This is a genomic window from Paracoccus tegillarcae (genome assembly GCF_002847305.1).
Classification (GTDB): Bacteria; Pseudomonadota; Alphaproteobacteria; order Rhodobacterales; family Rhodobacteraceae; genus Paracoccus; species Paracoccus tegillarcae.
Map to the genome: position 1 here is coordinate 3,265,041 of NZ_CP025408.1, position 26,331 is coordinate 3,291,371.

23 protein-coding genes are annotated in these 26,331 nt (G+C 62.5%); 19 read left to right on the forward strand and 4 right to left on the reverse strand.

Annotated features, from left to right (window positions below; all coding sequences use genetic code 11):
- Positions 1-75 precede the first annotated feature (75 nt).
- The 3 genes from putA to CUV01_RS16065 all read left to right on the forward strand — a co-directional run bounded on the left by putA (position 76) and on the right by CUV01_RS16065 (position 5,505).
- Positions 76-3,525: a bifunctional proline dehydrogenase/L-glutamate gamma-semialdehyde dehydrogenase PutA gene (putA, locus tag CUV01_RS16055; protein ID WP_101461355.1), complete on the forward strand. Its 3,450-nt coding sequence runs from the start codon at positions 76-78 to the stop codon at positions 3,523-3,525.
- A gap of 91 nt (positions 3,526-3,616) precedes the next feature.
- A complete protein-coding gene (locus CUV01_RS16060) occupies positions 3,617-4,741 on the forward strand; it encodes a Ppx/GppA phosphatase family protein (protein WP_101461356.1) in 1,125 nt (374 codons plus the stop codon).
- Positions 4,741-5,505: an RlmE family RNA methyltransferase gene (locus tag CUV01_RS16065; RefSeq protein WP_101462164.1), complete on the forward strand. Its 765-nt coding sequence runs from the start codon at positions 4,741-4,743 to the stop codon at positions 5,503-5,505. Before CUV01_RS16060 ends, CUV01_RS16065 begins: the two co-directional genes overlap by 1 nt.
- On the opposite strand, the gene CUV01_RS16070 is transcribed toward CUV01_RS16065, so the two are convergent.
- Positions 5,500-5,952, reverse strand: a complete 453-nt coding sequence (locus CUV01_RS16070) for an Lrp/AsnC family transcriptional regulator (protein WP_101461357.1) — start codon at positions 5,950-5,952, stop codon at positions 5,500-5,502. The two genes, CUV01_RS16065 and CUV01_RS16070, sit on opposite strands and share 6 nt — an antisense overlap.
- 103 nt (positions 5,953-6,055) lie before the next feature.
- Here CUV01_RS16070 and CUV01_RS16075 point away from each other — a divergent pair, with 103 nt between their 5' ends.
- A complete protein-coding gene (locus CUV01_RS16075; protein WP_101461358.1) occupies positions 6,056-7,048 on the forward strand; it encodes a nucleoside recognition domain-containing protein in 993 nt (330 codons plus the stop codon).
- 5 nt (positions 7,049-7,053) lie between these two features.
- Here the strand turns inward: CUV01_RS16075 and CUV01_RS16080 are convergent, their stop codons facing one another.
- Positions 7,054-8,067, reverse strand: coding sequence for a helix-turn-helix domain-containing protein (locus CUV01_RS16080; protein WP_157994890.1), 1,014 nt, complete (start codon positions 8,065-8,067; stop codon positions 7,054-7,056).
- Positions 8,068-8,185: 118 nt separating this feature from the next.
- A complete protein-coding gene (gene miaA, locus CUV01_RS16085; protein WP_101462165.1) occupies positions 8,186-9,064 on the reverse strand; it encodes a tRNA (adenosine(37)-N6)-dimethylallyltransferase MiaA in 879 nt (292 codons plus the stop codon).
- A gap of 74 nt (positions 9,065-9,138) precedes the next feature.
- On the opposite strand from miaA, the gene pyrH reads away from it, so the two are divergent.
- The 9 genes from pyrH to CUV01_RS16130 all read left to right on the forward strand — a co-directional run bounded on the left by pyrH (position 9,139) and on the right by CUV01_RS16130 (position 18,693).
- Positions 9,139-9,873 carry a UMP kinase gene (pyrH, locus tag CUV01_RS16090; RefSeq protein WP_101461360.1) on the forward strand — a complete coding sequence of 245 codons (735 nt, stop codon included), beginning with the start codon at positions 9,139-9,141 and terminating at the stop codon, positions 9,871-9,873.
- A gap of 11 nt (positions 9,874-9,884) precedes the next feature.
- On the forward strand, positions 9,885-10,724 hold the full coding sequence (locus CUV01_RS16095; RefSeq protein WP_101461361.1) for an ion transporter: 840 nt from the start codon (positions 9,885-9,887) through the stop codon (positions 10,722-10,724).
- A gap of 106 nt (positions 10,725-10,830) precedes the next feature.
- Complete coding sequence (frr, locus tag CUV01_RS16100; protein ID WP_101461362.1) at positions 10,831-11,394, forward strand: ribosome recycling factor; 564 nt, start codon at positions 10,831-10,833, stop codon at positions 11,392-11,394.
- A 5-nt stretch (positions 11,395-11,399) separates the two neighbouring features.
- The gene (uppS, locus tag CUV01_RS16105) at positions 11,400-12,143 is read left to right on the forward strand and encodes a polyprenyl diphosphate synthase (RefSeq protein WP_198731941.1); all 744 of its coding nucleotides are present in this window, start codon (positions 11,400-11,402) and stop codon (positions 12,141-12,143) included.
- Positions 12,140-12,970 carry a phosphatidate cytidylyltransferase gene (locus CUV01_RS16110; protein WP_101461363.1) on the forward strand — a complete coding sequence of 277 codons (831 nt, stop codon included), beginning with the start codon at positions 12,140-12,142 and terminating at the stop codon, positions 12,968-12,970. Before uppS ends, CUV01_RS16110 begins: the two co-directional genes overlap by 4 nt.
- Positions 12,971-12,974: 4 nt before the next feature.
- Positions 12,975-14,132, forward strand: a complete 1,158-nt coding sequence (dxr, locus tag CUV01_RS16115) for a 1-deoxy-D-xylulose-5-phosphate reductoisomerase (RefSeq protein WP_101461364.1) — start codon at positions 12,975-12,977, stop codon at positions 14,130-14,132.
- Positions 14,129-15,460, forward strand: coding sequence for an RIP metalloprotease RseP (rseP, locus tag CUV01_RS16120; protein ID WP_101461365.1), 1,332 nt, complete (start codon positions 14,129-14,131; stop codon positions 15,458-15,460). The genes dxr and rseP overlap by 4 nt, the downstream gene beginning before the upstream one ends.
- Before the next feature lie 102 nt (positions 15,461-15,562).
- Entirely contained in the window at positions 15,563-17,929 is a 2,367-nt protein-coding gene (bamA, locus tag CUV01_RS16125) for an outer membrane protein assembly factor BamA (protein WP_101461366.1), read from the forward strand.
- On the forward strand, positions 17,929-18,693 hold the full coding sequence (locus CUV01_RS16130; protein WP_101461367.1) for an OmpH/Skp family outer membrane protein: 765 nt from the start codon (positions 17,929-17,931) through the stop codon (positions 18,691-18,693). The genes bamA and CUV01_RS16130 overlap by 1 nt, the downstream gene beginning before the upstream one ends.
- Here CUV01_RS16130 and CUV01_RS16135 read toward each other — a convergent pair.
- Entirely contained in the window at positions 18,690-19,628 is a 939-nt protein-coding gene (locus CUV01_RS16135; protein WP_101461368.1) for a nucleoside hydrolase, read from the reverse strand. The genes CUV01_RS16130 and CUV01_RS16135 overlap by 4 nt on opposite strands.
- 139 nt (positions 19,629-19,767) lie before the next feature.
- On the opposite strand from CUV01_RS16135, the gene CUV01_RS16140 reads away from it, so the two are divergent.
- The 6 genes from CUV01_RS16140 (at position 19,768) to CUV01_RS16165 (ending at position 26,241) form a co-directional block, all read left to right on the forward strand.
- Positions 19,768-20,682 carry an AAA family ATPase gene (locus CUV01_RS16140; protein ID WP_232962309.1) on the forward strand — a complete coding sequence of 305 codons (915 nt, stop codon included), beginning with the start codon at positions 19,768-19,770 and terminating at the stop codon, positions 20,680-20,682.
- A complete protein-coding gene (locus CUV01_RS16145) occupies positions 20,682-21,911 on the forward strand; it encodes a vWA domain-containing protein (RefSeq protein WP_101461370.1) in 1,230 nt (409 codons plus the stop codon). The genes CUV01_RS16140 and CUV01_RS16145 overlap by 1 nt, the downstream gene beginning before the upstream one ends.
- Positions 21,912-22,029: 118 nt before the next feature.
- Positions 22,030-22,491 carry an SRPBCC family protein gene (locus tag CUV01_RS16150; RefSeq protein WP_101461371.1) on the forward strand — a complete coding sequence of 154 codons (462 nt, stop codon included), beginning with the start codon at positions 22,030-22,032 and terminating at the stop codon, positions 22,489-22,491.
- A gap of 65 nt (positions 22,492-22,556) precedes the next feature.
- Complete coding sequence (locus tag CUV01_RS16155; RefSeq protein ID WP_101461372.1) at positions 22,557-23,054, forward strand: (2Fe-2S)-binding protein; 498 nt, start codon at positions 22,557-22,559, stop codon at positions 23,052-23,054.
- Positions 23,055-23,069: 15 nt separating this feature from the next.
- Complete coding sequence (locus tag CUV01_RS16160; protein ID WP_101461373.1) at positions 23,070-25,430, forward strand: xanthine dehydrogenase family protein molybdopterin-binding subunit; 2,361 nt, start codon at positions 23,070-23,072, stop codon at positions 25,428-25,430.
- A gap of 13 nt (positions 25,431-25,443) precedes the next feature.
- Positions 25,444-26,241: an FAD binding domain-containing protein gene (locus CUV01_RS16165; protein WP_101461374.1), complete on the forward strand. Its 798-nt coding sequence runs from the start codon at positions 25,444-25,446 to the stop codon at positions 26,239-26,241.
- Positions 26,242-26,331 lie beyond the last annotated feature (90 nt).

Genomic DNA, 26,331 nt, shown 5'->3' on the forward strand with positions numbered 1-26,331 from the left:
CATAGCTGGGCAAATCGCCCCGTGCAACCGACGCCTGATCGCGATAGCGTCATGGCAAGTGGATCGGAGGATATAATGACTGAACTGCCAACACTACGTTCCAGCATACGCGCGGCCCATCTGGCTGATGAGGCAAGCGCCATTGCTTCGCTGATCGCCAGCTATGGTCCCGATGCGGCGGCCCGGTCACGAATCGACGCGACCACGGTGGAACTGGTGCGTGATATCAGGGCAGGCGACGATCCGGGCCTGATGGAGGTGTTTCTGGCAGAATACGGCCTGTCCACCGATGAGGGCGTGGCGCTGATGTGTCTGGCCGAGGCGCTGCTGCGCGTCCCCGATGCCGAGACCATGGATGAATTGATCGAAGACAAGATCGCCCCCTCCGAATGGGGGCATCATCTGGGCAAGTCGTCCTCGTCGCTGGTCAATGCCTCGACCTGGGCGCTGATGCTGACAGGCAAGGTGCTGCAGGAAAACAGATCCCCCGGCATCGCGGGCCATTTGCGCAATGCGGTCAAGCGCCTGGGCGAGCCGGTGATCCGCACCGCCGTTCACCGCGCGATGCGCGAGATGGGCCAGCAATTCGTGCTGGGCGAAACGGTCAAGGATGCGATCAAACGCGGTCGCGACCGCGTCGCCAAGGGTTATACCTACAGCTATGACATGCTGGGCGAGGCGGCGCGCACCGAGGCGGATGCGCGCGAATATCTTGCCGCCTATGAAGGCGCGATTGCGGCGCTGGCAGCGCAGGCAAAAAGCAGCGATATCCGCGACAATCCGGGCATTTCGATCAAGCTTTCAGCGCTGCATCCCCGGTACGAGGAACCGCAGCGCGACCGGGTGATGGCCGAACTGGTGCCCATTACGCTGCGGCTGGCGCGGGCGGCAAAGGCCGCCAATATGGGGTTGAACATCGACGCGGAAGAGGCCGACCGGCTAGAGATTTCGCTGGATGTGATCGAGGCCGTGCTGTCCGATCCGTCGCTGGCCGGTTGGGACGGGTTCGGCGTCGTGGTGCAAGCCTATGGCAAGCGCGCCGCCGGCACCATCGACTGGCTCGAGGCGCTGGCCGAGCGGCTGGACCGGCGCATCATGGTCCGGCTGGTCAAGGGCGCCTATTGGGACACCGAGATCAAACGCGCGCAGGTCGAGGGGCTGCCGGGCTTTCCGGTCTGGACCCATAAGCCCGCAACCGATGTGGCCTGGATCTGCTGCGCACGCAAATTGCTGGCAAGCCCGCGCATCTATCCGCAATTCGCAACCCATAACGCCCATTCGACCGCCGCGGTGCTTGAACTGGCCGGCGAGGATCGCGATTGGGAATTCCAGCGCCTGCACGGCATGGGCGAGGCGCTGCACGGGCTGCTGCACGATGGGCACGACACGCGCTGCCGCATCTATGCCCCGGTCGGCGCGCATGAGGATTTGCTGGCCTATCTGGTCCGTCGCCTTCTGGAAAACGGCGCCAATAGCAGCTTTGTGAACCGGATCGTTGATGAGGACGTGCCCCCCGCCGAGGTCGCGCCAGATCCCTTTGTCGAATGGGAACAGGTCGCAGGGCAACCCGCAGTGGGGGTCAGGCACCCGGAAAACCTGTTTGGCAAGGACCGGGTGAATTCGCGTGGCTTCGATCTGCGCGATCCCGAGGTTCTGGAAATGATCGAACAGGCCCGCGCGCCATGGGCCAGCCATCAATGGCAGGGCGGCCCGTTGCTGGCGGGTGACCTATCGCGCGACGGCCAGACGGAAACGGTGATCAACCCCGCGCGCCCCGGTGACACCGTGGGGCAGGTCGGGCAATCGACGCCTGCGGATGTGGAAACCGCGCTGAGCAACGCCCGCATCTGGGACGCCCCGCCCGAAGAGCGCGCAGCGGCCCTGCGCCGCGCGGCTGATTTGTACGAGGAACATTACGCCGAACTCTTTGCCCTGATCGCGCGCGAGGCCGGGAAATCGCAACCAGATTGCGTCGCCGAATTGCGCGAGGCAGTGGATTTCCTGCGCTACTACGCCGATTTCGCCAGTGCAGATGCGCCGCGCGGCCTCTTTACCTGCATCTCGCCCTGGAACTTCCCGCTGGCGATTTTCACCGGCCAGATCGCCGCGGCACTGGCTGCGGGCAATGGCGTGCTGGCCAAGCCAGCCGAAACCACAAGCCTTGTCGCATGGCGCGCAGCACAACTGCTGCATGAGGCGGGCGTGCCTGCCCATGCGCTGCAATTGCTGCCGGGCGAAGGCCGCGTGGTCGGCACCGCGCTTAGCAGTGATGCGCGGGTCAATGGCGTCTGCTTTACCGGCAGCCTGCCCACCGCACAGGCGATCAATCGCGCCATGGCCGAACACCTTTCGCCTGACGCGCCGTTGATTGCCGAAACCGGCGGGCTGAACGCGATGATCGTGGACAGCACCGCACTGCCCGAACAGGCCATTCGCGACATTCTGGCCAGCGCCTTTCAATCGGCCGGGCAACGCTGCAGCGCCCTGCGCATCCTCTATGTGCAGGAAGACGTGGCCGACAAGATGCTGACCATGCTGCACGGTGCCATGGACGAATTGCGCCTTGGCGATCCCTGGCATCTGGAAACCGATATAGGCCCGGTCATCAACGCAGCCGCCAAGAAAGGCATCGACGATCATGTCGCAGCCGCGCGCAGCGACGGACGCGTGCTGCACCGGCTGAAAGCGCCGTCACGCGGGCATTTCGTGGCGCCGGTGAGCATCCGCGTCGGCGGGATCGAGAATATCGAACGCGAGATATTCGGTCCGGTCCTGCATGTGGCGACCTTCAAGGCCGAAGATCTGGACAAGGTGATCGCGGCCATCAATGCCTCGGGCTATGGGCTGACCTTTGGCCTGCATACCCGCATCGACGACAGGGTCGAACATATCGACCGTCACCTGCATGTCGGCAACGTCTATGTGAACCGCAACCAGATCGGTGCGATCGTGGGCAGCCAGCCCTTTGGCGGCGAGGGGCTGTCGGGCACCGGACCCAAGGCGGGTGGGCCGCATTATGTGCCGCGTTTTCGGGCGGTGCCCTTTACCCGCAACGATGGCAGCGGGGGCACGGAACACAGCACCGGCGCGGGCACGTCGATCAGCAAGGGGCTGGACCAGAAGCGCACGGATACGACGCAGATCCTGTCGACCGTGTTGCTGCCGGGGCCGACTGGCGAATCAAACAGGCTGACGGAACATCCAAGAGGCACGGTCCTGTGTCTTGGCCCCGATACCGCAGCCCAGGCCGCGATTGCCAAAGCCCATGGATGTGAGTCGCTGACCTATGATCAGAGTGTTGATCCCGAGGACTTGCGCGGCCAGCGCGACCTTGCGGTTGTGGCTTTCGACGGCCCAGAAGCGCTGGCCCGCGAATACGCCAAAGTGCTGGCCGAGTTGGAAGGACCCATCATTCCACTGGTCAACTCTGCCGAATTGGCCAGCCATTGCGTGATGGAACGGCATCTGTGCGTCGACACGACCGCCTCGGGCGGAAATGCGTCGCTGCTCGCGGCTGCGGGCTAGCGTCGCTGACAGCTTGGCTTAACGGTGGCCCTTGAACGGTGACAGGGGCCACGCTACGTTGAGAGCAAGTTGAAATCGGAGGGCGTAGATCATGACGCCCAAGCGTCCCGCGGGTGCGGACGCGTTCCCGAGGAAAAAGCCGGTAGAGCCGTCCGTTGCCCGCCACACTAAGGAAGAGCCGCTTTATGCGGCGCTCGACCTTGGAACAAATTCGTGCCGGATGCTTATTGCACGCCCGCGCGGCAATCAGTTTCAGGTCATCGACAGTTTCTCCAAGCCCGTGCAGCTTGGCTACGGGTTGGAGGCCTCTGGCCGCCTGTCGCGCAGTTCGATGGCGCGCACGGTTCATGCGCTGCAGGTCTGCCGGCGCAAGCTAGAGACACATAACGTCACCAATATGCGTCTGGTCGCGACCGAGGCTTGCCGCCGCGCGCGCAACAGCCGTGACTTCATGCGCAAGATCCAGCGGGAAACCGGCCTGCCGGTAGAGGTGATAGAGGCCGAGGAAGAGGCGCGGCTGGCGGTGATTTCCTGCGCGCCGCTGGTGAATGTCGCGACCGAACAGTTGCTGATCGTCGATATCGGGGGCGGCTCGACGGAACTGGTCTGGATCGATCTCGAAGATGTCGAACCGGCCGCGCGGGCGCGTGCCATCATCCGTCTGGGCGAGGGGTTTCGCAATCCGCAGCCGGGCGGGGCGCGCGTGGTCGACTGGATCAGCGTGCCGCTTGGTGTGGCGACGCTGCGCGATCAGTTTTCGGATGTCGAAGACGATCAGGGCCGCTTTGCGCTGATGAGTTGGTATTTCGAAGAGATGCTGGCCGATTTCACGCCCTATGCCGACGGCTCGCCCGAGGCCGGGTTCCAGATCATCGGCACATCGGGGACGGTCACGACGGTCGCCGCCAGCCATCTGGGCCTGCGCCGTTATGACCGAACTAAGGTTGACGGGCTGACCATGACCAGCGATCAGATCGACAAGGTGATTCACTCTTACCTCGCACTCGGTCCCGAAGGCCGCCGCGCTGATCCGCGCATCGGCAAAGAGCGCCATGCCCTGATCATGTCAGGCGCGGCGATCTTGCAGACGCTGATGCGGCTGTGGCCGACGAACCGGCTGTCGGTGGCTGATCGCGGACTGCGCGAGGGGCTGCTTTATGCGCAGATGGTGCGCGATGGGGTGCTGACACCAGAAGGCATGAACGGGGTGGCATGATGGCCAAGATACCGGGCACGGGCGGTGCCAAGGGAAATACCAGCGGGCGCGGGCAGCGCGATCTGAAGGTGCGGGTCAAGACCGCCAAGGGCCGCAAGATGTCCAGCAAACTGTGGCTGGAACGGCAGTTGAACGACCCCTATGTCGCGCGGGCCAAGCGCGAGGGATATCGTGGTCGAGCCGCCTACAAGATCTTGGAACTGGACGATAAATACCGCTTTCTCGTGCCCGGCGCGCGGATCGTCGATCTGGGCTGTGCGCCCGGCGGCTGGTGTCAGGTGGCCGTTGCGCGGGTCAATGCGCTTGGCGAGAAATCGGGCAAGGCCGTGGGCCGCGTGCTGGGCGTCGATTTGCAAGAGGTCGACACCATCGCGGGTGCCGAAATCCATGTGCTGGATTTTCTGGAAGACGGCGCTGATGACAAGGTCAAAGCGTGGCTGGGCGGCCGGGCCGATGTGGTCATGTCCGACATGGCCGCATCCAGCAGTGGCCACAAGAACACCGACCACATGCGCATCGTGGCGCTGGTCGAGGCGGCGGCGCAACTGGCCTTTGACGTCCTTGAACCGGGTGGCACCTTTGTGGCCAAAGTCCTTGCCGGTGGCGCCGAAAGCGACATGCAGGCCATGCTGAAGCGCAATTTCACCAAAGTCGCCAATGTGAAACCACCTGCCAGCCGCAGTGACTCGTCGGAAAAATTCGTGGTGGCGACAGGGTTTCGCGGGCGCCCGGACCCAGAGATCGAGACCGGGGGCGAACTATAGGCGGATTGCTGTTTCCTCTTTGGCGGTGCGGATCACCACCATCGTGAAAAACCGCGATACATTGGTTTTGTCGCGAAACAGGCGTTCGCAAAGCGCATCGAATTCTTCCATGTCGCGCAGGCGCATGATCAGAACCACGTCGCTTTGGCCGGTCACGGCATAGGCTTGCGCGACGGCCTCTTCCCTCAGTGCCAGTTGCAGAAACCGGCGTTGTTGCTGTTCGCCGTGCTGGATCAATTCGACCGTGATGATGGACTTCAGGCCGCGACCGGCCTTGGCCGGGTTCAAAATCGCGACAATGCGGTCGATTACGCCCGAGGCGCGCAACCGTCGAACCCGGCGCAGGCAACTGGAGGGCGACAACCCGACCTCATCAGCCAATTGGGCATTCGTCCGCGCCGAATCGCGCTGCATCAGGTTCAGGATTTTCCGGTCGATACCGTCCATTCGGACCTCCATCTGCAATAATATTGCACAAAGACGCAATCTTTGACCACATCTGCCATGCGGCTCGTGAGAGGGTCAGGCGGAATCACCGGGAAAGAATGTCATGTCCGTTATTGCCGTATTCCGCCAAAAGACTTTGGATTTGCTGCATGTCTATGTCGGCCTCGCAAGGCTGATCATCCCGATTGCGATTGCCGCCGAGGCACTGGCCCGGATGGGTGTCATCACGGCCATCGCGCCGGCGTTTGATCCGGTCATGTCCTTTTACGGCCTGCCACCCGAACTGGGCATCGCCTGGCTGATGGGCATGTTGCTTGGCCTCTGGGGCGCGATCACGCTGATCTTTACGCTGGTGCCCGTGTCCGAACTGAGCGTGGCAGATATCACCATCTTTTCCGCGCTGCTGCTTTTTGCCCATGCGCTGCCCATCGAACAGGCCATCATTCGCCGCGCGGGGCCCGGCCTGCTGGCGACGACACTCATCAGGGTGGCAGGCGGCATGATCTATGCAGCCATCCTGCGCGGGATCAGCGCCGCGACCGGCTGGCTGGAACAGCCTCTGCAAGGCACCTGGCAGCCCATGGCGGAAACGCAGGGCTGGGGCGGTTATCTGATCGGTCTGACCGAGACAATGGCCTGGATGCTGGTCGTCCTGTTGCTGCTGGGCTGGCTGGTCGAGGCGCTGCAGATCACGGGCATCATGGATCTGCTGGGCCGGCTGATCGACCCGGTGCTGCGACTGGCCGGCATCGGCGGCGAGGCGCGGCAATTCGCAGTGATCGGCACGCTTTTGGGCGTCGCCTTTGGGGGCGGGCTGCTGATCCGAGAGGCACAAAGCGGACGGATCCCGCCGCGTCAGATCCTCGCGGCCTGCATCTTCATGGGCTTTTCCCACAGCCTGATCGAGGACACCGCCATTGTCATGGCGCTCGGCGCGGACGGGCTGGCGGTGCTGTGGGGCAGGCTGCTCTTTGCGCTGATTGCCACCGCGCTGGTCATGCGTGTGATCAACCGATTGCCGCCGTCGGTCTTTGAGGCTTGGCTGTTCCCCGCTGCGCGCTCAAAGGCCGGGCCAGGCCAGGACCGCGCCGCCTGACGCCGTCATTCACGAAATTCTCGCGGCAGGCGTCCGGTTGCGTTGACAAAAGCGCGGCTGAGATGTGCAAGACCGCTATAACCCAAGAGCCGTGCGATCCGCGCCGGATCTTCGCTGGTTTCACGCAGCATCTGCGCTGCACATTGCAGGCGCAGTTCATTCATCAGATCCAGCGCGCGCTTGGTGTGCTTGTGCTGGCAGGCGGTGTCCAGTTCGGCCGTCGTCACGCCCAGCTCATGCGCAAGATCGGCGATGGTGCTGCCATCGGCAAAGCGGGTTTCGGCCAGGGTCAGAAACCGGTCAGCCAAGGGCAGATCGGGGTTTGAGGCGGGCGGACGCTCGATCGGACGGGCCGCCGGTTCCAGTCGCTGCAACCGCAGCGCCAGCAGGCCCAGATGGCATTCGATCGCAGCTCGGGAGTTTTCGGTATCACGCCGCGCCTCGACCGCCAGATCGTGCAGCAATTGACGCAAGGCCGGATCGTCGTGGTCGACGCGGCCCTCTGTCAGGCGTGCGGGAAACTCTTGGGTCAGGTGACGGGTCAGGTGCGGGGCGATCAGCAGGACCTGCCCGGCGCAATCCGCCAGCGGCAATGTCGCGAAGGCCGTGCCGGGGATGAAACACAGGCTGCCAGCGGCAAGCTGCTGTGTACGCCGTGGAAAGTCCAGTTTCAGGCGACCACGGGTTACCCAGATCAGCACCATTTCCCCGCGGGTCCGCGGTTGCGGGATCGGCGTGCGTCCGCCCCAGACGAAACTGGCCAGCGGCAATGCCTTCAGCGAAGTCGGCTTCGCGCGCGACCGCATCTGCCCGGTTCGATTGCCAGATTGTGGCAAATATTCGCCGATGAATCCCGCCGCTGTCTCGTCGATCTGCGCGGAATTCACCCCGATCTCGGGTAAAATACGGGCTTTCAGGGGGGATACTTCCGATGCCGCGCCCTGTTGAGGCATCCCCTTGAACCGACTGGGGGTAAAGGGAAATCCGGATTCGAATGAACCGTCTTTGACGATCGACACCGAGGCAACTCCGACACAACAAGGTCTATAGGCGAATTATTGCCTATAATGCCGTGCAAGTAAAAGAGTTCCTGCAAAAGGCGTCATTGTATCGGTTTGACTGATGCCATCCCGCCGTTCAGCCCACTGCAAGCGGGGTCCAGGCCTTCATGCGATTGCGGAACCAGATGCGCTGTGACTTGGCATATTGACGGGTCGCGATGATCGCATGATCACGGGCTTCGGCCAGCGTTTGCTCGCCCCGCAGAAAGGCGATCAGGTCCGGCGCGCCGATGGCACGGGCCCATTGCGCCTCACTGCGCCAATCAGGCAGCACCGCGCGGGCTTCATCCAGCGCGCCCTGTGCCAGCATGGCGTCGAAACGTTGCGCGATCCTGTCCGCAAGCCAGTCACGATCAGCCGTCAGCACGATTCGCGTCGCTTGATCAGCGCCAATCAAAGGGGGTGGCGTGTCCGCCTGCCAATCGGCCAGGCCGCGCCCGGTATTCTGCAACACCTCCCAGGCGCGCTGCACGCGGGCGGGGTTTTGCAAATCGATGCGGTCGCGGGTCTTGCTGTCCAGCACCGCGATCATCTGCTGCAGGCCGTCGTCCTGGGCCAACAGCCGATCCCCACTGGTACGGATCGCGGGCGGCGTGGGCGGCACATAGGCCAGTCCTTCGGTCAGCGCGGTCAGATACAGCCCGGTGCCGCCAACCACAATCAGCCGCCGGTCCATCAACGCAGACAGGTCGCGCAGCCAGTCGCCGACCGAATAGCTGCGATCGGGCGTCACGTGGCCGTAAAGAGCGTGGGGCAGGGCGGCCTCGTCCTCGGCCGAGGGGCGCGCCGTCAGCACATGCCAACAGGACCAGACCTGCAGCGCATCGGCGTTGACGATCAAACCGCCCTGCGCCGCTGACACCTGCATTGCCAAAGCGGATTTGCCGCTGGCCGTGGGGCCTGCGATCAGCAGGTGGCGGTCGGGGTCGATGTGGGATAGATCGGTGGATATCATGGTCTGGCGATGGTTGAACCTGATATGCTTTTGCGACATTTTGCGCGGCAATGAAACCAGCGGGGACCCAAGCCATGACTGATAATGACGGGACCAAACCCGCGAATTACAAGCGCGTCATGCTGAAGATCTCCGGCGAGGCGCTGATGGGCGATCAGAATTACGGTCTGAACCCACCCACGGTCGCCCGTATCGCCAATGAGGTCGAATCGGTTCACAAGATGGGCGTCGAGATCTGCATGGTCATTGGCGGCGGCAATATCTTTCGCGGCCTGCAAGGCAGTGCGCAGGGGATGGAGCGGACCACCGCCGACTACATGGGCATGCTGGCCACGGTGATGAACGCATTGGCGATGCAATCGGCGCTGGAAGCCAAGGGCATCCATACCCGCGTCATCAGCGCCATCCGCATGGATGAAGTAGCCGAGCCCTATATCCGCCGCCGCGCCGTGCGCCACCTCGAGAAAAAGCGGATCTGTATCTTTGCGGCAGGCACGGGCAATCCGTATTTCACCACTGACACGGCGGCGACGCTGCGCGCCAATGAGATGAACTGCGAGGCGATTTTCAAGGGCACCAAGGTCGACGGGGTCTATGACAAGGACCCGCAGAAATTCCCCGATGCGAAACGCTATGACATCGTGACCTATGACGAGGTGCTGCAAAAGCATCTGGGCGTCATGGATGCCTCGGCAATCGCACTGGCGCGCGACAACAACCTGCCGATCATCGTCTTTTCGCTGGACGAGCCGGGCGGTTTCCAGGGCATTCTGGAAGGCCGGGGTACATCTACGCGGGTGCATGACTGACAACCAATACAATGGATTTTCGCGCGCGCGTTGACGCCTGGGTCTTTGGGCCACGGGTGCAGGGGCTGATTACCGTCGTCATCATCTTCAATGCGGTGATTCTGGGGGTGGAAACCTCGGCGCGCGCCATGGCGCAGGCCGGGCCGATGATCCTGTTGCTGGACAGTTTGTGCCTGGCCATCTTTACCGTTGAGATGCTGGCCAAGCTTTATGCGCGGCGACTGACATTCTTCCGGAATGGCTGGAATCTGTTCGATCTGCTGGTTGTAGGCGTGGCTTATCTGCCGGCGGGCCAGGGTTTTTCCGTCCTGCGCGCGCTGCGAGTGCTGCGGCTGCTCAGAATTGTGTCGGTCACGCCGCGTTTGCGCCGGGTGGTCGAGGGGTTTCTGGACGCGGTGCCGGGCATGGCATCTGTGTTCCTGCTGATGGGGCTGATCTTCTATGTCTTCGCGGTGATCGCGACCAAGCTGTTCGGGGCGGCCTTTCCCGAATGGTTTGGCACCTTGGGCGACTCGGCCTATTCGCTGTTTCAGATCATGACATTGGAAAGCTGGTCGATGGGGATCGTGCGCCCGGTCATGCAGGTCTATCCACAGGCATGGCTGTTCTTTGTGCCGTTCATCCTGATCACGACATTCACGGTGATGAACCTTGTCGTCGGTCTGATCGTGAACTCGATGCAGGACGCCCATCACGCCGAAGAAAATGAGATGACAGGCGCTTATCGCGACGAGGTACTGGCGCGGTTGAAGGCCATCGAAGAGGCGCTGGTCCAGCAGGCCCCGAGCGACAGGCAAACGTGCAATGGCAATCAGGCCGCCGATCAATCGTCGCGCGCACGTCAGGATTGATCGGCGCCATGCGCAAGTTCATGCGTAAAGGTCAGGGCAAAGGCTTTGCCATGCTTCGCCAATGTGGTTACAAGCTGTCAAAAGTACAAATTACGGGCAGACCGACATGGCTGAGGAATTCGAACTCGATACGGACGATCTGGAACGGCGGATGAAGGGTGCGATGGAATCGCTGCGCCAGGAATTCGGCAGTCTGCGCACCGGGCGCGCCTCGGCAAGCATGGTCGAGCCGATCATGGTCGATGCCTATGGCAGCCCCACGCCGATCAATCAGGTCGGTACGGTCAACGTCCCCGAACCGCGCATGGTGACCATCAATATCTGGGACAAGGCATTGGTCGGAAAGGCGGAAAAGGCAATTCGCGAATCCGGTCTGGGCATCAATCCGCAGTTGAACGGCACCATCATCATGCTGCCGATCCCCGAGCTGAACGAGGAACGCCGCCGCGAACTGACCAAGGTCGCCGCGCAATATGCCGAAAGCGCGCGCGTCGCCGTACGCAACGTCCGCCGCGACGGTATGGATCAGATCAAGAAGGGCAAGTCGAGCGGCCTTTCCGAGGATGACCAGAAGTTCTGGGAAACCTCGGTCCAAGAGCTGACCGACAAGATGATTGCGGCTGTCGATGAGGCGCTGGAATCGAAGCAAGCAGAGATCATGCAGGTTTGATGGCAATGGTGGCCGAAAGCGCCAAGATCGCGTCGCAAGGAGGCGCTGGCCGTCAATCGCTGCGCCATGTTGCCGTCATCATGGATGGCAACGGGCGTTGGGCAACCGAACGTGGCTGGCCGCGTCTGGTCGGTCATCGTCGCGGCGCGGAACGCGTAAAGCAGATCGTTCGCGCCTGCCCCGATATGGGGGTGAACTGGCTGACGGTCTATGCATTCTCGACCGAAAACTGGAAGCGCTCGACCGAAGAAGTGCTGGGTCTGATGAAGATCTTTCGCCGCTATATCGAGCGCGAGGCCGACGGGCTGTCGACCGAGGGCGTGCGGATGCGTTTTATCGGTGATCGCGGTCGGCTGGACCGCAAACTGCAGGACCTGATGCGCGGGATCGAGGCGCGGACCGCTGGCAATACCCGTCTGAATCTGACCGTCGCGATCAATTACGGCGGCCGCGACGAGTTGCTGCGCGCCTCGACGCGGCTGGCTGAAAAGATTGCATCTGGTCAGTTCGGTGATCGACAACCGACCGAGGCCGATCTGAGCGATTTCCTGGATACCGCGGGCCATCCTGATCCCGATCTGGTGATCCGCACCTCGGGTGAGACGCGAACCTCGAACTTCCTGCCCTGGCAGGCGGCCTATGCCGAGTACGAGTTCACCCCGACATTATGGCCCGACTTCACGCCCGAACGGCTGGCCGAGATCCTTGATCGCTTTGGTCTGCGCGACCGGCGCTTTGGAGGCGTATGACGCAGAAATCGGCATCCGGTCGCTGGTCCGATCTGGGCCGGCGCATCACCTCAGCCGCAATCTTGCTGGGGATCGGGCTGGTATTGGCGCTGTCGACCGGCGTTACCCTGCGGCTGTTCATGTCGTGTTTCGTGGCGCTGACCTTTTGGGAACTGGCAAATATGACCGGCTGGCGGCATCCGTCGATGCACGACACGCCCTTCGGTCGGTCAAGGCCCATGGTCCTGGCCGGACTGGCCGGCGTCGCGCTGATGATCGCGCTCAGCGACTTTTCGCTGTGGGTCTTGCCGATCCTCGCCATTCCGATCCTTGCAGGGCTGCCCGGCGCAATCTCGCGTGACCGGCTGACCTATGCCGTCTTTGGCATGGCGATCCTGCTGGTCGGATACGGGCTGGTGGGCATGCGCGAGGAATTCGGCCTGCCCTTTGTTCTGTGGCTGATCGGTGCCGTCTTTCTGTCTGATATCCTTGGCTATTTCGCTGGAAAGTACTTTGGCGGGCCCAAATTCTGGCCGGCTGTCAGCCCAAAGAAAACCTGGTCGGGCACGATTGCCGGCTGGGTGGGCGGCGTCATTCTGGGCACGCTCATCTGGCTTAGCGGACATGGCGATCCTGCACTGATCTGGGTGACGCCGATGATCATCTTTGCGGGTCAGATGGGTGATATCGCGGAAAGCTGGCTGAAACGCCGGGCAGGGGTCAAGGATAGTTCGAACCTGATCCCCGGCCATGGCGGGTTCATGGACAGGTTTGACGCGGTTTCGGGTGCCGTCCTGCTGGTGTTGCTCATCAGTCTGGTGATGCAAATCCCGCAGTTGGTCTTTTAGAACCATGCGCAGCGTATCGATTTTTGGCGCGACCGGCTCGGTCGGGGAAAGCGGCTTTGATCTGCTGATGCGGGCAGGTGGCCCGGATGCATTCCGCACCGTCGCCCTGACGGGCGGGCGCAATGTTGCGCGTCTGACGGAGATGGCACTGGCCTTGCGCGCCGAAATTGCCGTGACCGCCTTCGACGATGCGCTGCCGGCCCTGCGCGAGGCGTTGCAGGGATCGGGCATCGAGGCAGCCGCCGGTACCGGCGCATTGACCGAGGCTGCGATGCGCCCGGCCGACTGGACCCTTTCGGCGATCATCGGCGCGGCAGGGTTGGCGCCCGGCATGGCGGCACTGTCACGCGGTGGCACGCTGGCCCTGGCCAACAAGGAATCTCTGGTCTGTGCGGGCGGCTTGCTGCGCAAGACGGCCATGGCGGGAAATGCCACGATCCTGCCAGTTGATTCTGAGCATTCCGCTATTTTTCAGTCTCTTGGCGCTGATAACTTAGATTCCGTCGAGCATATAACCATCACCGCATCCGGCGGGGCCTTTCGCGACTGGCCGATGGAACGACTGGCGTCTGCCACGGTGGCCGAAGCATCGGTCCATCCCAACTGGCAGATGGGTCAGCGCATCACCATCGACAGTGCCAGTATGTTCAACAAGGCGATGGAGGTCATTGAAACGCATGAGTTCTTTGATCTGCCTGCTGAGAAAATCAAAGTACTGATCCACCCCGAATCCATCCTGCACGCGATGGTCACGCATAAGGATGGCGGCACCATCGCCCATCTCGGACCGCCTGATATGCGTCATGCCATCGGTTACGCGCTGAACTGGCCTGCACGGCAGCCACTGCCGATCGCACTGCTGGATCTGGCGGCCATCGGCAGCCTGAGCTTCAGCGAACCGGATGAGGCACGTTGGCCCGCCTTGCGCCTTGCGCGTCAGGTGATTGCTGCGGGCGGCGCGGCAGGCGCGGTGTTCAATGCGGCCAAGGAACAGGCGCTGGCTGACTTTATCGGCCAACGCATCGCCTTTACCGAGATGGCGCCGCGTGTCGAGGCGACACTGGACCGCATGGCAAAGCAGCCCCATTTCGGGCAGGAACCGCACGATTTGTCTACCGTCCTTGACTGGGACCGCGCAGCACGAAAGGCCGCAGCCGCATGACCGACCTTATCCCGCAATTCGGCAGCACCCTCTATACGCTGTTGGCCTTTATCGTGGCGTTGTCGATCATCGTGGCGGTGCATGAATTCGGCCATTACATCGTTGCGCGCTGGTCCGGCATCAAGGCCGAGGTCTTTTCGATCGGCTTTGGGCCGCGCCTGTTCTCGCGCGTCGATCGGCACGGGACGCTGTGGCAGGTCGCGGCGCTGCCCCTGGGTGGTTATGTCCGGTTCATGGGCGATGAAAATGCCGCCAGTGCCGGGCCGGGCAGGGATGTCGATCCTGCCTTGCGGCGGCAAACGCTGGCTGGCGCACCGCTTTGGGCACGTTTTGCGACCCTGCTGGCGGGACCGGTTTTCAATTTCATCCTCTCGATCCTGATCTTTGCCGGCTTTGCCATGTTCATGGGCCTGCCGCGCGATCAGATCGTGATCGGAGAAATCAGCCCCGCGCCGCCGCAGGTGATCAACGAATTGCAGCCGGGCGACGAGGTGCTGGCCATCGGCGGTGTCGAGGTGGCCGGCTGGACCGATATGCGCAGCGTGATCGAGCAGGTTCCGCCTGCGCTGATGCAGGACTGGCGGGTCAGACGCGGGGATGACGAGGTGACGGTCTCTGCCCCCGATCCGATGCCTGCGCGTGTTTCCGGGGTGGGCGCGCGCAGTGCGGCCGCGGCAGCGGGGATCATGCCCGGCGATGTGATCCTGGCGGTCGGCGAAGACCCCATCGATCGATTTGATCAGTTGCCGCCCAAGGTTGCGGCTGCCGAAGGTCAGCCGCTGGTGCTGAGCATCTGGCGCGAAGGCCAGGAGCCTACGGATGTGACGGTCACGCCCAAGCAGCAGGATCTGCCTGCAGCGGATGGCGGCTACGAGCGGCGCTGGCTGGTGGGCATCACCGGCGGTGACGGTTATTTCACGCCCGACACCCGCAGCGCAGGCCCGCTAGAGGCGCTTTGGCTGGGGATAGATCGCACCTGGTCGGTCATTGCCATGTCGATTTCAGGGCTATGGGCGATGATTTCGGGGCAGATCGACAGCTGTAATCTGGGCGGCGCGATTTCGATTGCGCAGACCACGGGCCAGGCCGCCAGCGCGGGTGGGGCCAGCTTTGTCACCTGGATCGCCTTTCTGTCGGCGGCGATCGGATTTTTGAACCTGTTGCCCATCCCGGTGCTCGATGGCGGGCATCTGATGTTCTACAGCTACGAGGCCGTCACCGGGCGTCCACCATCAGACCGCGCCCTGAACCTTTTGACCGCGATCGGCTTTGCCGCTGTGATAATGCTGATGATTTTCGGTCTCAGTAACGATCTTTTCTGCCCCTGAAGGTCACTGCGCTTTTGACAGTCGCGCAGAAACAGGGGTAGAGGATGAACAAAACAACCGCCGGGAACGCGGCGCACAGGCTTGAAATCGAGAGGGGCGGCAATGACACGCAAATTGGGAACGCGCGCTGTGGCGCTGATGACGGCGCTGGCAGTGGCGACACCGGTCGCGATGGTGGCCATGCCGGCCTGGGCCTATTCGTTCAACGATGTGCGCATCGAGGGCGCTGAACGGATCGAACCGGCAACCATCCTGTCCTTCGCCAATATCGCGCGCGGGCAAGAGGTCTCGGCCGGGGAACTGAACGACGCGCTGCAGCGGCTGCAGAATTCGGGCCTGTTCGAAACCGTCGAGGTCATCCCGCAGGGCAATACGCTGGTCATCCGGGTCAGCGAATACCCGACGATCAACCAGATCAATATCGAAGGCAACCGCCGCCTTGATGATGAACGCCTGCTTGAGGTCGTGCAATCCCAGCCTCGCCGCGTCTATCAGCCCAGTCAGGCGCTGGCCGATGCCACCGCCATCGCGCAGGCCTATGCCGCATCGGGTCGTCTGGCCGCGCGTGTTGATCCCCGCATCATCCGCCGCGACGGCAATCGCATCGATCTGGTTTTCGAGGTCCGCGAAGGCGATCTGACCGAAATCGAGCGCATCGGCTTTGCCGGCAACCGCGCTTTCAGCGACCGCCGCCTGCGGCAGGTGCTGGAGACGAAACAGGCCGGCATCCTGCGCACATTCATCCGCAGCGATACCTTTGCCCCCGAGCGGATCTCGCTGGATGAACAACTGCTGACCGATTTTTACCGCTCTCGCGGCTATGCCGATTTCCGGGTGCAGGCTGTCGCACCGGAAATCGCGCGCGAACGCGATGCCTTCTACATCACCTTCAACATCCAGGAAGGCCCGCAATACCGCTTTGGCAGCGTCAACACGGTGTCAGAAATCGCGGGCGTCGAAGCCTCGGCCTTTGCAGAGCAGAACCGGGTGCGGACGGGATCGGTCTATAATCCGGCCATCATCGACAACAGCATCCGCCGGATGGAAACCGTGGCCATCGAACAGGGCCTGGATTTCGTCAATATCGAACCGCGCGTGACCCGCAATCCCGGCTCGCGCACGCTGGATCTGACCTTTGCGCTGACACGCGGCCCCCGCATCTTTGTCGAGCGTATCGACATCGAGGGCAACACCACCACGCTGGACCGTGTTATCCGCCGGCAGTTCCGCACGGTCGAGGGTGACCCCTTCAACCCACGCGAAATCCGCAACAGCGCCGAACGTATCCGTGCGCTCGGCTATTTCAGCGACGCTCAGGTCGAGACCCGTCAGGGCAGCAGCGAACAACAGGTGATCGTCGACGTGAACGTCGAGGAACAGCCCACCGGCTCGCTGAGCTTTGGTGCCAGCTACGGACAGAACTCTGGCGTCGGTTTCAATGCCGGCCTGACAGAGCGGAACTTTCTGGGTCGCGGTCAGCAATTGGGCATCAACGTCTCGACCGCCTCGGGTGACCAGAAGGCCGATTTCAACTTTGTCGAACCCTATCTGCTGGGCCGTGATCTGCGCTGGCGTCTGTCGGGCGGCTATTCCGAGACCGAGCGGCTGAACTCCAAATACGATACGCGCTCTGCCTATCTGGGGACCGGCCTCGAATTCCCGATTTCGCAGAACGGTCGTCTTGAGGTGCGCTATCGCCTCAGCCGCGACAGCATTCTCAATGTGCAAGACGGTTTCGATGATGAAACCGGACTGCCAACCGATACGGAAGATCGCAGCTCATCCCTGATTATCGACGATGAGGGCACCCGGGTCACGTCGGCTATTGGCTATTCCTACAGCTATGACAGCCGGATTACCGGGCTGAACCCGCTGACCGGCTATCGGCTGTCCTTCAGCCAGGATGTTGCCGGGCTGGGCGGCGATGTGAAAAACGTCAAGACCGGTATTTTCGCCGGTGTCGAAAGCCGTGCCTGGCGCGAAGAGGTGGCACTGCGCGCCGAGTTCGAGGCCGGTGCCGTTGTCAGCTATGGCGACAGCAGCACCCGCATCAACGACCGCTATCGCGGCGGCAGCCACATGCGCGGCTTCGAGCCAAACGGCCTGGGTCCGCGCGATCTGGGGCCCTCGCAAGAAGGCGACGACGTCAATGACGCACTCGGTGGCAACTACTACTGGGCGCTCAGGACAGAGGCACAGTTTCCGCTTGGTCTGCCCGAGGAATACGGCATTACCGGCGGACTTTTTGCCGATGTCGGGTCCGTTTGGGGGCTGGACAACACCACGGCCAGTTTTGAGGGTGACAGCTATGAGGTCGATGATAGCATGAAGGTGCGCGCATCGATCGGGGCTTCGATCTTCTGGACCACGCCGATTGGTCCGCTGCGCTTCAACTTTGCCAAAGCGGTGAAAAAGGAAGAGCAGGACAAGGAACAGAAGTTCGACCTGACCATCTCGACCAATTTCTAATGCTCGGGCGTGGCCTCAGCCTGTGTTGTCTGGCTCTGCTCTGTGCAGGGCCGGTTCACGCACAAGAGGCCCCGCCGCTGCCGGGAATAGAGCCGCAGGCGTCGCGACCAGAATCGCGCCGCGACGGCAATCCGCCCTTGCAGATCATCGAAGACAATCAACAGCAGGCGCCGGTCGTACCAGTCGTCAGCCCGGTGCTGACAGTTGATCAGGAACAGCTTTTCGCGGGCTCGGCATGGGGCAGGCGTATTCAGGCTGATCTGGACGCCGCAGGGATCAGGCTAGACGAAGAAAATGACCGGCTTTACAAGCAGTTGGTCGCTGAAGAGGCAGAACTGACGGAACTGCGCAAGACACTGGATGCTGCCGAATTCCGCGAGCGCGCAGAGGCGTTTGACGCGCGCGCAACTCGGATCCGCCGTGAATTCGCGCAATCGGTCGAGGATCTGAACGCCGATCTGCAACGCGAGCAGGCCGCGTTCTTTCAGGCGGCTGGCCCGATCATGGGTCTGCTGATGCAGGAACGCGGCGCGCTGGCGGTGCTGGATCGGCAAACGACGCTGGTTTCGGTCGGCAGCATCAACATCACCTCTGAGCTGATCGCCCGGATTGATGCAGAACTGGGTGACGGGTCTGACCGCGCGCCGGATGCACCCCCTGCGGATACGGCCGGCACTGCGCAGGATGATGCCGCGTCCGAAACCGGACCAGAGCAGGGCCAGGACGCCAACGTAGAGCCCGCCCCCGACAGCACCGACAATTAGGGCAGCCGGGCGATCCGTTCTCCGATCAGATCGAAAAGCCCGTGCCGGTCGACATGGCGCATGTAGAGCGCGTTTTCCGCGCGGTCGGTCACATGCCAGTAATCGGCCACGGTCATGCCGAGGGTAAAGGTCCCGCCCAGTTCGATCTCGACATTGATACGGCGACCTTCGAACAGCTTGGGCTGGATCAGCCAGGCAATCGTGCAGGGATCATGCAGCGGTGCGCCCTTGCTGCCATATTTCTCCTTGTCGAAGCGTTCGAAAAAATCGGTCCAGCTTGCCACAGCAGGCCCGCAGCGATTTGGCAGGGCGCGCATCGCCTCGACCCAGGGGGCCGAGGTCATGGCCTCATGTGTCACGTCGAGCGGCATCACAACCAGCGGCACGCCTGACGCAAAGACTTCTGCTGCTGCCTCAGGGTCGACATAGATATTGAACTCGGCCGCCGGGGTGATGTTGCCCACTTCGAAATAGGCACCGCCCATCAGCACGATTTCCTGCACCCGTTCGGCGATCTCGGGCGCACGGCGAAACGCCTCGGCGATATTGGTCAGGGGTCCGATGGGCACCAGGGTCACGGTTCCGGCGGGTTCGCGGCGCAGCGTCTCGATGATGAAGTCAACGGCATGCTGATCCTGCAGCGGCATGGCGGGTTCGGGCAGGGACACTCCGTCCAGCCCGGTCTTGCCATGAACATGCTCGGCGGTAACGAGCTTGCGTGCCAAAGGTGCGTCGCAGCCCGCAAAAACCGGCAGATCGCTGCGTCCGGCCAGTTCGCAGATCTTGCGCGCATTCAGTTGTGTCAGCGCCAGCGGCACATTGCCCGCCACTGCGGTGATGCCCAGAACCTGCAACTCGGGGCTGGCCAGCGCCAGCAGGATCGCGACGGCATCATCCTGCCCCGGATCGGTGTCGATGATAATCTTGCGCGCCATCTTGGTTCCCTATCTTCGGCCAGACGACATTCCTGCGATGCCTGCGCGACCGGTGCAAGCCCCTGCGACCAATGGACAGGGGCAGCCTGCCCGCGTTACCCGTTAGGATGAGCCGACCATGACGAGGGGGAGAGGCAACTTGACCGTTTTACCAGCCAGCATCGACGATACGATCAGCCTGTTGGCCAGTCAGGATTATATCTGCGGGCGCGATCTGGGAACCGTCGCCTTTCTGTCGCTCAAGCTGGGCAAGCCGCTGTTTCTCGAGGGCGAGGCCGGCGTGGGCAAGACCGAGATCGCCCGCGCCCTGTCGGCTGCACTGGGGCGGCGTCTGATCCGGTTGCAATGCTATGAAGGGCTGGACGCGTCCTCTGCCATTTATGAATGGAATTTCGCGGCGCAGATGGTCGCCATTCGCACTGCCGAAGCCACCGGTCAGACTGACCGCGCCGAGTTGCAGGCCGAGCTGTTCTCGGACGATTTCCTGATCCGCCGCCCATTGTTGCAGGCGCTGGAGCCGCAGCCTGGCGGCCCGCCGGTGTTGCTGATCGACGAGTTGGACCGCACGGACGAGCCCTTCGAGGCTTTTCTTTTGGAACTGCTGTCGGACTTTCAGGTCACCATACCCGAACTGGGCACGATCCGCGCGGATGCGCCGCCCATCGTGATCCTGACCTCGAACCGTACCCGCGAGGTGCATGATGCGCTGAAACGGCGCTGCCTCTATCACTGGGTCGATTATCCGGGCTTTCAGCGCGAACTGTCGATCCTGCGCGCGCGTGTCCCCGAGGCCACCGACAAACTGTCATCGGAAATTGTGGCCTTTGTGCAATCACTGCGCGGCGAGGATCTGTTCAAATCGCCCGGCGTGGCGGAAAGCATTGACTGGGCGCGGGCATTGGTCGCGCTGGACGCGGTGGCGCTGTCGCCCGAACTGGTCACCGACACGGTCGGCGCGCTGCTGAAATATCAGGACGATATCGCCCGCATCGCTGGCGCTGAGACGACGCGACTGCTGGATCAGGCCAAGGCGCAACTGATGGCCACCGGCTGATGGCCGGCGGCCAGACACGATCAGCACCACAGGGCAGGCTGGCCGAGAACATCGTCCATTTCGCCCGCGCCCTGCGCAAGGCCGGGGTCAAGCTGGGCACGGCGCAGGTCGAAACGGCGATCCGCGCGGTCGAGGTGGCGGGCTTCACCCGGCGGGCGGATTTCTATTATATCCTGCGCGCGACCATGATCACGCGGGCTGATGATCTGACCATCTTTCATCAGGTGTTCGCGATGTTCTGGCGCGACCCGGAATTCATCGAATCCCTGCTGCACTTGCTGTCGCACAAGACGCGCGACGACAAACCACCCGCCCCCAAACCAGCAGCCCACCGTCGCGCGGCCGATGCCATGGGCGAGATGCCAGACCGCGAGCCACCCGACCTGCCAGAGCGCGAAGAGGTCGAGCAAGAGGCGCTGTTAAGCTGGTCGGACAATGCCGTGCTGCGCCGCATGGATTTCGAACAGATGAGCGCCGCAGAACTGACCGAGGCCGAGGCCGCCATCCGTCGCCTGACATTGCCGGTCTCACCCAAATTGACGCGGCGCATGCACCCTGAGCCTCATGGCGCAAAGCCGGACCCGCGCGCGACTCTGCGGGCCTCGTTGCGGCGCGGCGGCGAGATCGGGCGCATTGCCCGAAAGTCGCGCTTGCGCCGTCCGCCGGATCTGGTGGCGATCTGCGATATCTCGGGCTCCATGTCGGTCTATTCGCGACTGCTGATGCGGTTTCTGCACGCGCTGGCCCATAACCCGCAGCGTCAATGGGGGCGGGTCAGTGCCTTTACCTTCGGCACGCAGCTTACAAATGTGACGCGCGCGCTGCGGCAGCGTGATCCCGATGAGGCCCTGGCAGCCATCGGGTCCGAGGCCGATGATTGGCAGGGCGGCACCCGTATCGGCGACGCAATCGAACGGTTCAACAAGGACTGGTCGCGCCGGGTACTGGGCAGCGATGCGGTTGTCTTGCTGATCACCGACGGGCTGGAGCGTGGCGATGCTGCCCATCTGGCCAGTCAGATGCAGCGGCTGTCGCTGTCGGCGCGCCGGCTGATCTGGCTGAACCCGCTGCTGCGCTATGACGGATTCGCACCGCGCGCCGGCGGTGTGCGCGCGATCTTGCCCCATGTTCACAGTCTGCATGCCTGTCATTCGCTGGACAGTCTGGGCGCGCTATCGGATGCGTTGGCCGAGCCTGGGCTGCGTGATACCCTGCTGCGGCAGCTATGAACCATGGTCTCTACGACCAATTGCCAGTTTAACCCGGCGGCAAAATCCTTGCCTTGTAAGGGCAGGCCGATAAGCTTTGTGGGCAGGACATGCCCGTTTCCTGAGGAGGAGAGACTGCATGGATATGAGTGGCGAATACCGTATTTCCGCACCCCGACAGATGGTCTGGGAGGCCCTGAACAGCGAGGATGCGCTGAAGGCGTGCATTCCCGGCTGTGAATCGCTGGAAAAGACCTCGGATACCGGGTTCACGGCCACGGTGATGCAGAAGATCGGGCCGGTCAAAGCGCGCTTTAGCGGCGAGGTGGAATTGCAAAACATCAACGCACCCGAAAGCTATACCATTCGCGGCGAGGGCAAGGGCGGCGTGGCCGGTTTTGCCAAAGGCGGCGCGGACGTGAATCTGGCCGAAGACGGCGAGGACACGCTGCTGAGCTATACGGTCAACGCGCAGGTCGGCGGCAAGCTGGCGGCGCTTGGCAGCCGGTTGATCGATTCGACCTCGAAAAAGCTGGCGGCGAAATTCTTTGAGAATTTTCAGACCTATCTGAACGAGCGCGGGGCAGGGCAAGCATCCTGACAACCCGCCTATCGCCGGTGGGGGTCATGGCCCGCCGGCAAGACTGAACCCTAGGGAGGATTATAATGACCAAGGTGAGCATGACGGTGAACGGCAAGGCGGTCAGCCGCGACGTGCCGGACAATACGCTTCTCGTCGAATATCTGCGCGAGGGCCTGCGCCTGACCGGCACTCATGTCGGCTGCGACACGACCCAATGCGGCGCCTGCGTGGTGCATGTGAACGGCAAATCGGTGAAATCCTGCACGCAGCTTGCAGCCTCGCTGGACGGCGCCGAGGTGACCACCATCGAGGGCATTGCCGCTGGCAATGATCTGCATCCGATGCAGGTGGCGTTCAACGACCATCACGGGCTGCAATGCGGTTATTGCACGCCTGGCATGATCATGACCGGCATCGATATGGTGAACCGCTATCAGGCCGAGGGCAAGGATCTGACCGAAGAGGCGATCCGCTTTGAGCTGGAGGGCAATATCTGCCGCTGCACGGGTTACCACAATATCGTCAAGGCCATCGACGACGCCGCGGGCAAGATGTCCAGCGTCGCCAAGGCGGCAGAATAAGGGGAGGACACGCAAATGAGCACCGGAATCGGCGCGCGCGTCAAGCGCAAAGAAGACAAGCGGTTCACCACCGGCAAGGGCCGCTATACCGACGATGTGCGGGTGGATAATCAGGCCTATGCCTGCTTTGTCCGCAGCCCGATGGCACATGCCAAGGTAACCGGCATCGACAAGGCGGCGGCGGAAGCCATGGAAGGCGTGATCGCCGTGCTGGACGGTCATCAACTGACCGGCGACGGCATCGGCAACCTGATCTGTGGCTGGGCCGTCAGTTCCAAGGATGGCAGCCCGATGAACATGGGCGCATGGTCCGCATTGGCCACCGACCGCGTGCGCTATGTTGGCGACGCGGTCGCCATCGTCATTGCCGAAACACGCCAGCAGGCCCGCGATGCCGCCGAGGCGGTCGAGGTCGATTATGATGAACTGCCGGTTTCGGTTCGCTCTGACGGCGCACTGGAATCGAGTGCCGAACAGATCCATGAAAACGCGCCGGGCAACCTGTGCTTTGACTGGGAAATCGGTGACGAGGCCGCAACCGATGCGGCGCTTGCTGGTGCCGCGCACATCACCGAACTGGATGTGGTGAACAACCGCCTCAGCCCCAACCCGATGGAGCCGCGCAGCGCCGTGGCCATCTATGACACGGCCGAGGATCACTACACCCTCTATACCACCAGCCAGAACCCGCATGTCGCGCGTCTGGTGCTGTCGGCATTCTACAACGTCGCGCCGGAACACAAGCTGCGGGTGATCGCGCCTGATGTGGGCGGCGGCTTCGGAGCAAAGATCTATATCTATCCCGAGGAAATTACCTGCCTCTGGGCGTCGATGAAGACCGGGCGTTCGGTAAAATGGACCTCGGATCGGTCCGAGGCGTTCCTGACCGATTGCCATGGCCGCGACCATATCACCAATGCGCGGATGGGCTTTGACGCCGATGGCAAGATTGTCGGTTTCAAGGTCGACACCAAGGCCAATCTGGGCGCTTACATGTCGCTGTTTTCCAGCGCCACGCCGACCTATCTGTACGCCACGCTTTTGTCGGGGCAGTACGATATCCAGAACGTCTATGGCAATGTGAAGGGTGTCTATACCAACACCGTGCCGGTTGACGCCTATCGCGGTGCTGGCCGCCCCGAGGCGACGTTCGTGGTCGAACGGATGATGGAAACGGCTGCGCGTGAATTGGGTATGGACCCGGCTGAACTGCGTCGCCGCAACTTCATCCAGTCCTTCCCGCATCAGACGCCTGTCATCATGACCTATGATGCGGGCGATTTCCCGGGCAACCTGGAGATCGGCCAGAAAGCCGCCGATGTGGCAGGCTTCCCGGCCCGCAAGGCCGAGGCAGAGGCCCGCGGCAAGCTGCGCGGTCTGGGCTATTCCTGCTATATCGAGGCCTGCGGCATCGCGCCCTCGGCCGCGGTCGGCAGCCTTGGCGCAGGCGTCGGCCTGTGGGAATCGGCAGAGGTTCGGGTAAACCCGGTCGGCACCATCGAGATCCTGACGGGCAGCCACAGCCACGGTCAGGGGCACGAGACGACTTTCGCCCAGATCGTCGGTGAACGCTTTGGTCTGCCCATCGAAAACGTGTCCATCGTGCATGGCGACACCGACAAGGTGCAGTTCGGCATGGGCACCTATGGTTCGCGTTCTGGCGCGGTCGGCATGTCGGCCATCGTCAAGGCGATGGACAAGGTCGAAGCCAAGGTCAAGAAGATCGCGGCCCATGTGCTGGAAGCCAGCGAAGACGATATCGTCATCGAAGGCGGCGAGGTCAAAGTCGCGGGCACCGACAAGGCGATGGCCTGGCACGAGGTCGGGCTGGCCGCCTATACCGCCCATAACCTGCCCGAGGGGCTGGAGCCGGGGCTGAAGGAAACCGCGTTCTACGATCCCGTGAACTTTACCTTCCCGGCAGGCTGCTACATCGCCGAGGTCGAGGTCGACCCCGAAACCGGTGTGACAGAGATCGTGCAATTCACTGCAGCGGATGATTTCGGCACCATCATCAACCCGATGATCGTCGAGGGTCAGGTCCATGGCGGGGCGACGCAGGGCATCGGTCAGGCCATGCTGGAAGGCGTCGTCTATGACGACAGCGGTCAGCTGATCACCGGGTCCTATATGGACTACTGCATGCCGCGCGCCGACGATGTGCCGTTCTACAAGATCGAGCACAACACCACGATCTGTCCGGGCAACCCGCTTGGCATCAAGGGCTGTGGCGAGGCAGGGGCCATCGGTACGCCGCCCGCCATCATCAACGCGATCACCGACGCCATCGGCAATAACGACCTGCAGATGCCGGCCACACCGCTAAAGGTCTGGACCGCGTTGCAGGCCGCAAAGAAACCCATGGCAGCGGAATAAGGAGGGCCATCAGATGTATCAGACCAAGTATCACAAGCCCGCAAGCGTCGATGACGCCATCGCTGCGCTGAACGGGGCCGAGGACGGGAAATTCCTGTCCGGTGGCCAGACCCTGCTGGCCACGATGAAACAGCGCCTGGCCGCGCCGACCGATCTGGTCGATTTGCGGGGCCTTCCCGACATGGTCGGGATCAGCGTCGATGGCGACACCGTCACCATCGGTGCCGCGACCACCCATGCCGAAGTCGCGGCCAATGCCGATCTGGCGCAGGCAATCCCCGCGCTGTCGGCACTGGCCCTGCTGATCGGTGATCCGGCAGTGCGTCATATGGGTACCATTGGCGGTTCTTTGGCCAATAATGATCCGGCGGCGGACTATCCTGCCGCCGTTCTGGGCCTGAACGGCACAATCGTCACCAATCAGCGCGAAATCCCGGGCGAAGAGTATTTCCAGGGGTTGTTCACCACTGCGCTGGATGAGGATGAGGTCATCACGGCGATCCGCTTTCCCCGGCCCAAACGTGCCAGCTATCAGAAGTTCGCCAACCCGGCGTCACGCTTTGCACTGGTTGGGGTGATGGTGGCGGAAACAGCCGATGGACCGCGTGTGGCGGTGACGGGTGCCGGCTCGGACGGTGTGTTCCGTGCCGAGGCACTTGAGGCGGCGCTGGCAAACGGGTTCTCGGATGCGTCGCTGGACGGCGCGACCGTCGATGCCGCCGATCTGATGGGCGATATCCATGCAACGCCGGAATATCGCGCGCATCTGATCGCGGTGTTGGCCAAGCGTGCCGTCACGGCCCTTGGCTAGGCCGCACGATGTCTGAAAAGACTGATGCCGGGCCTGGCGCCCGGCATCTTTATGTCTGCACTGCGTTGGTTTTATCGACGTTGGGGTGAC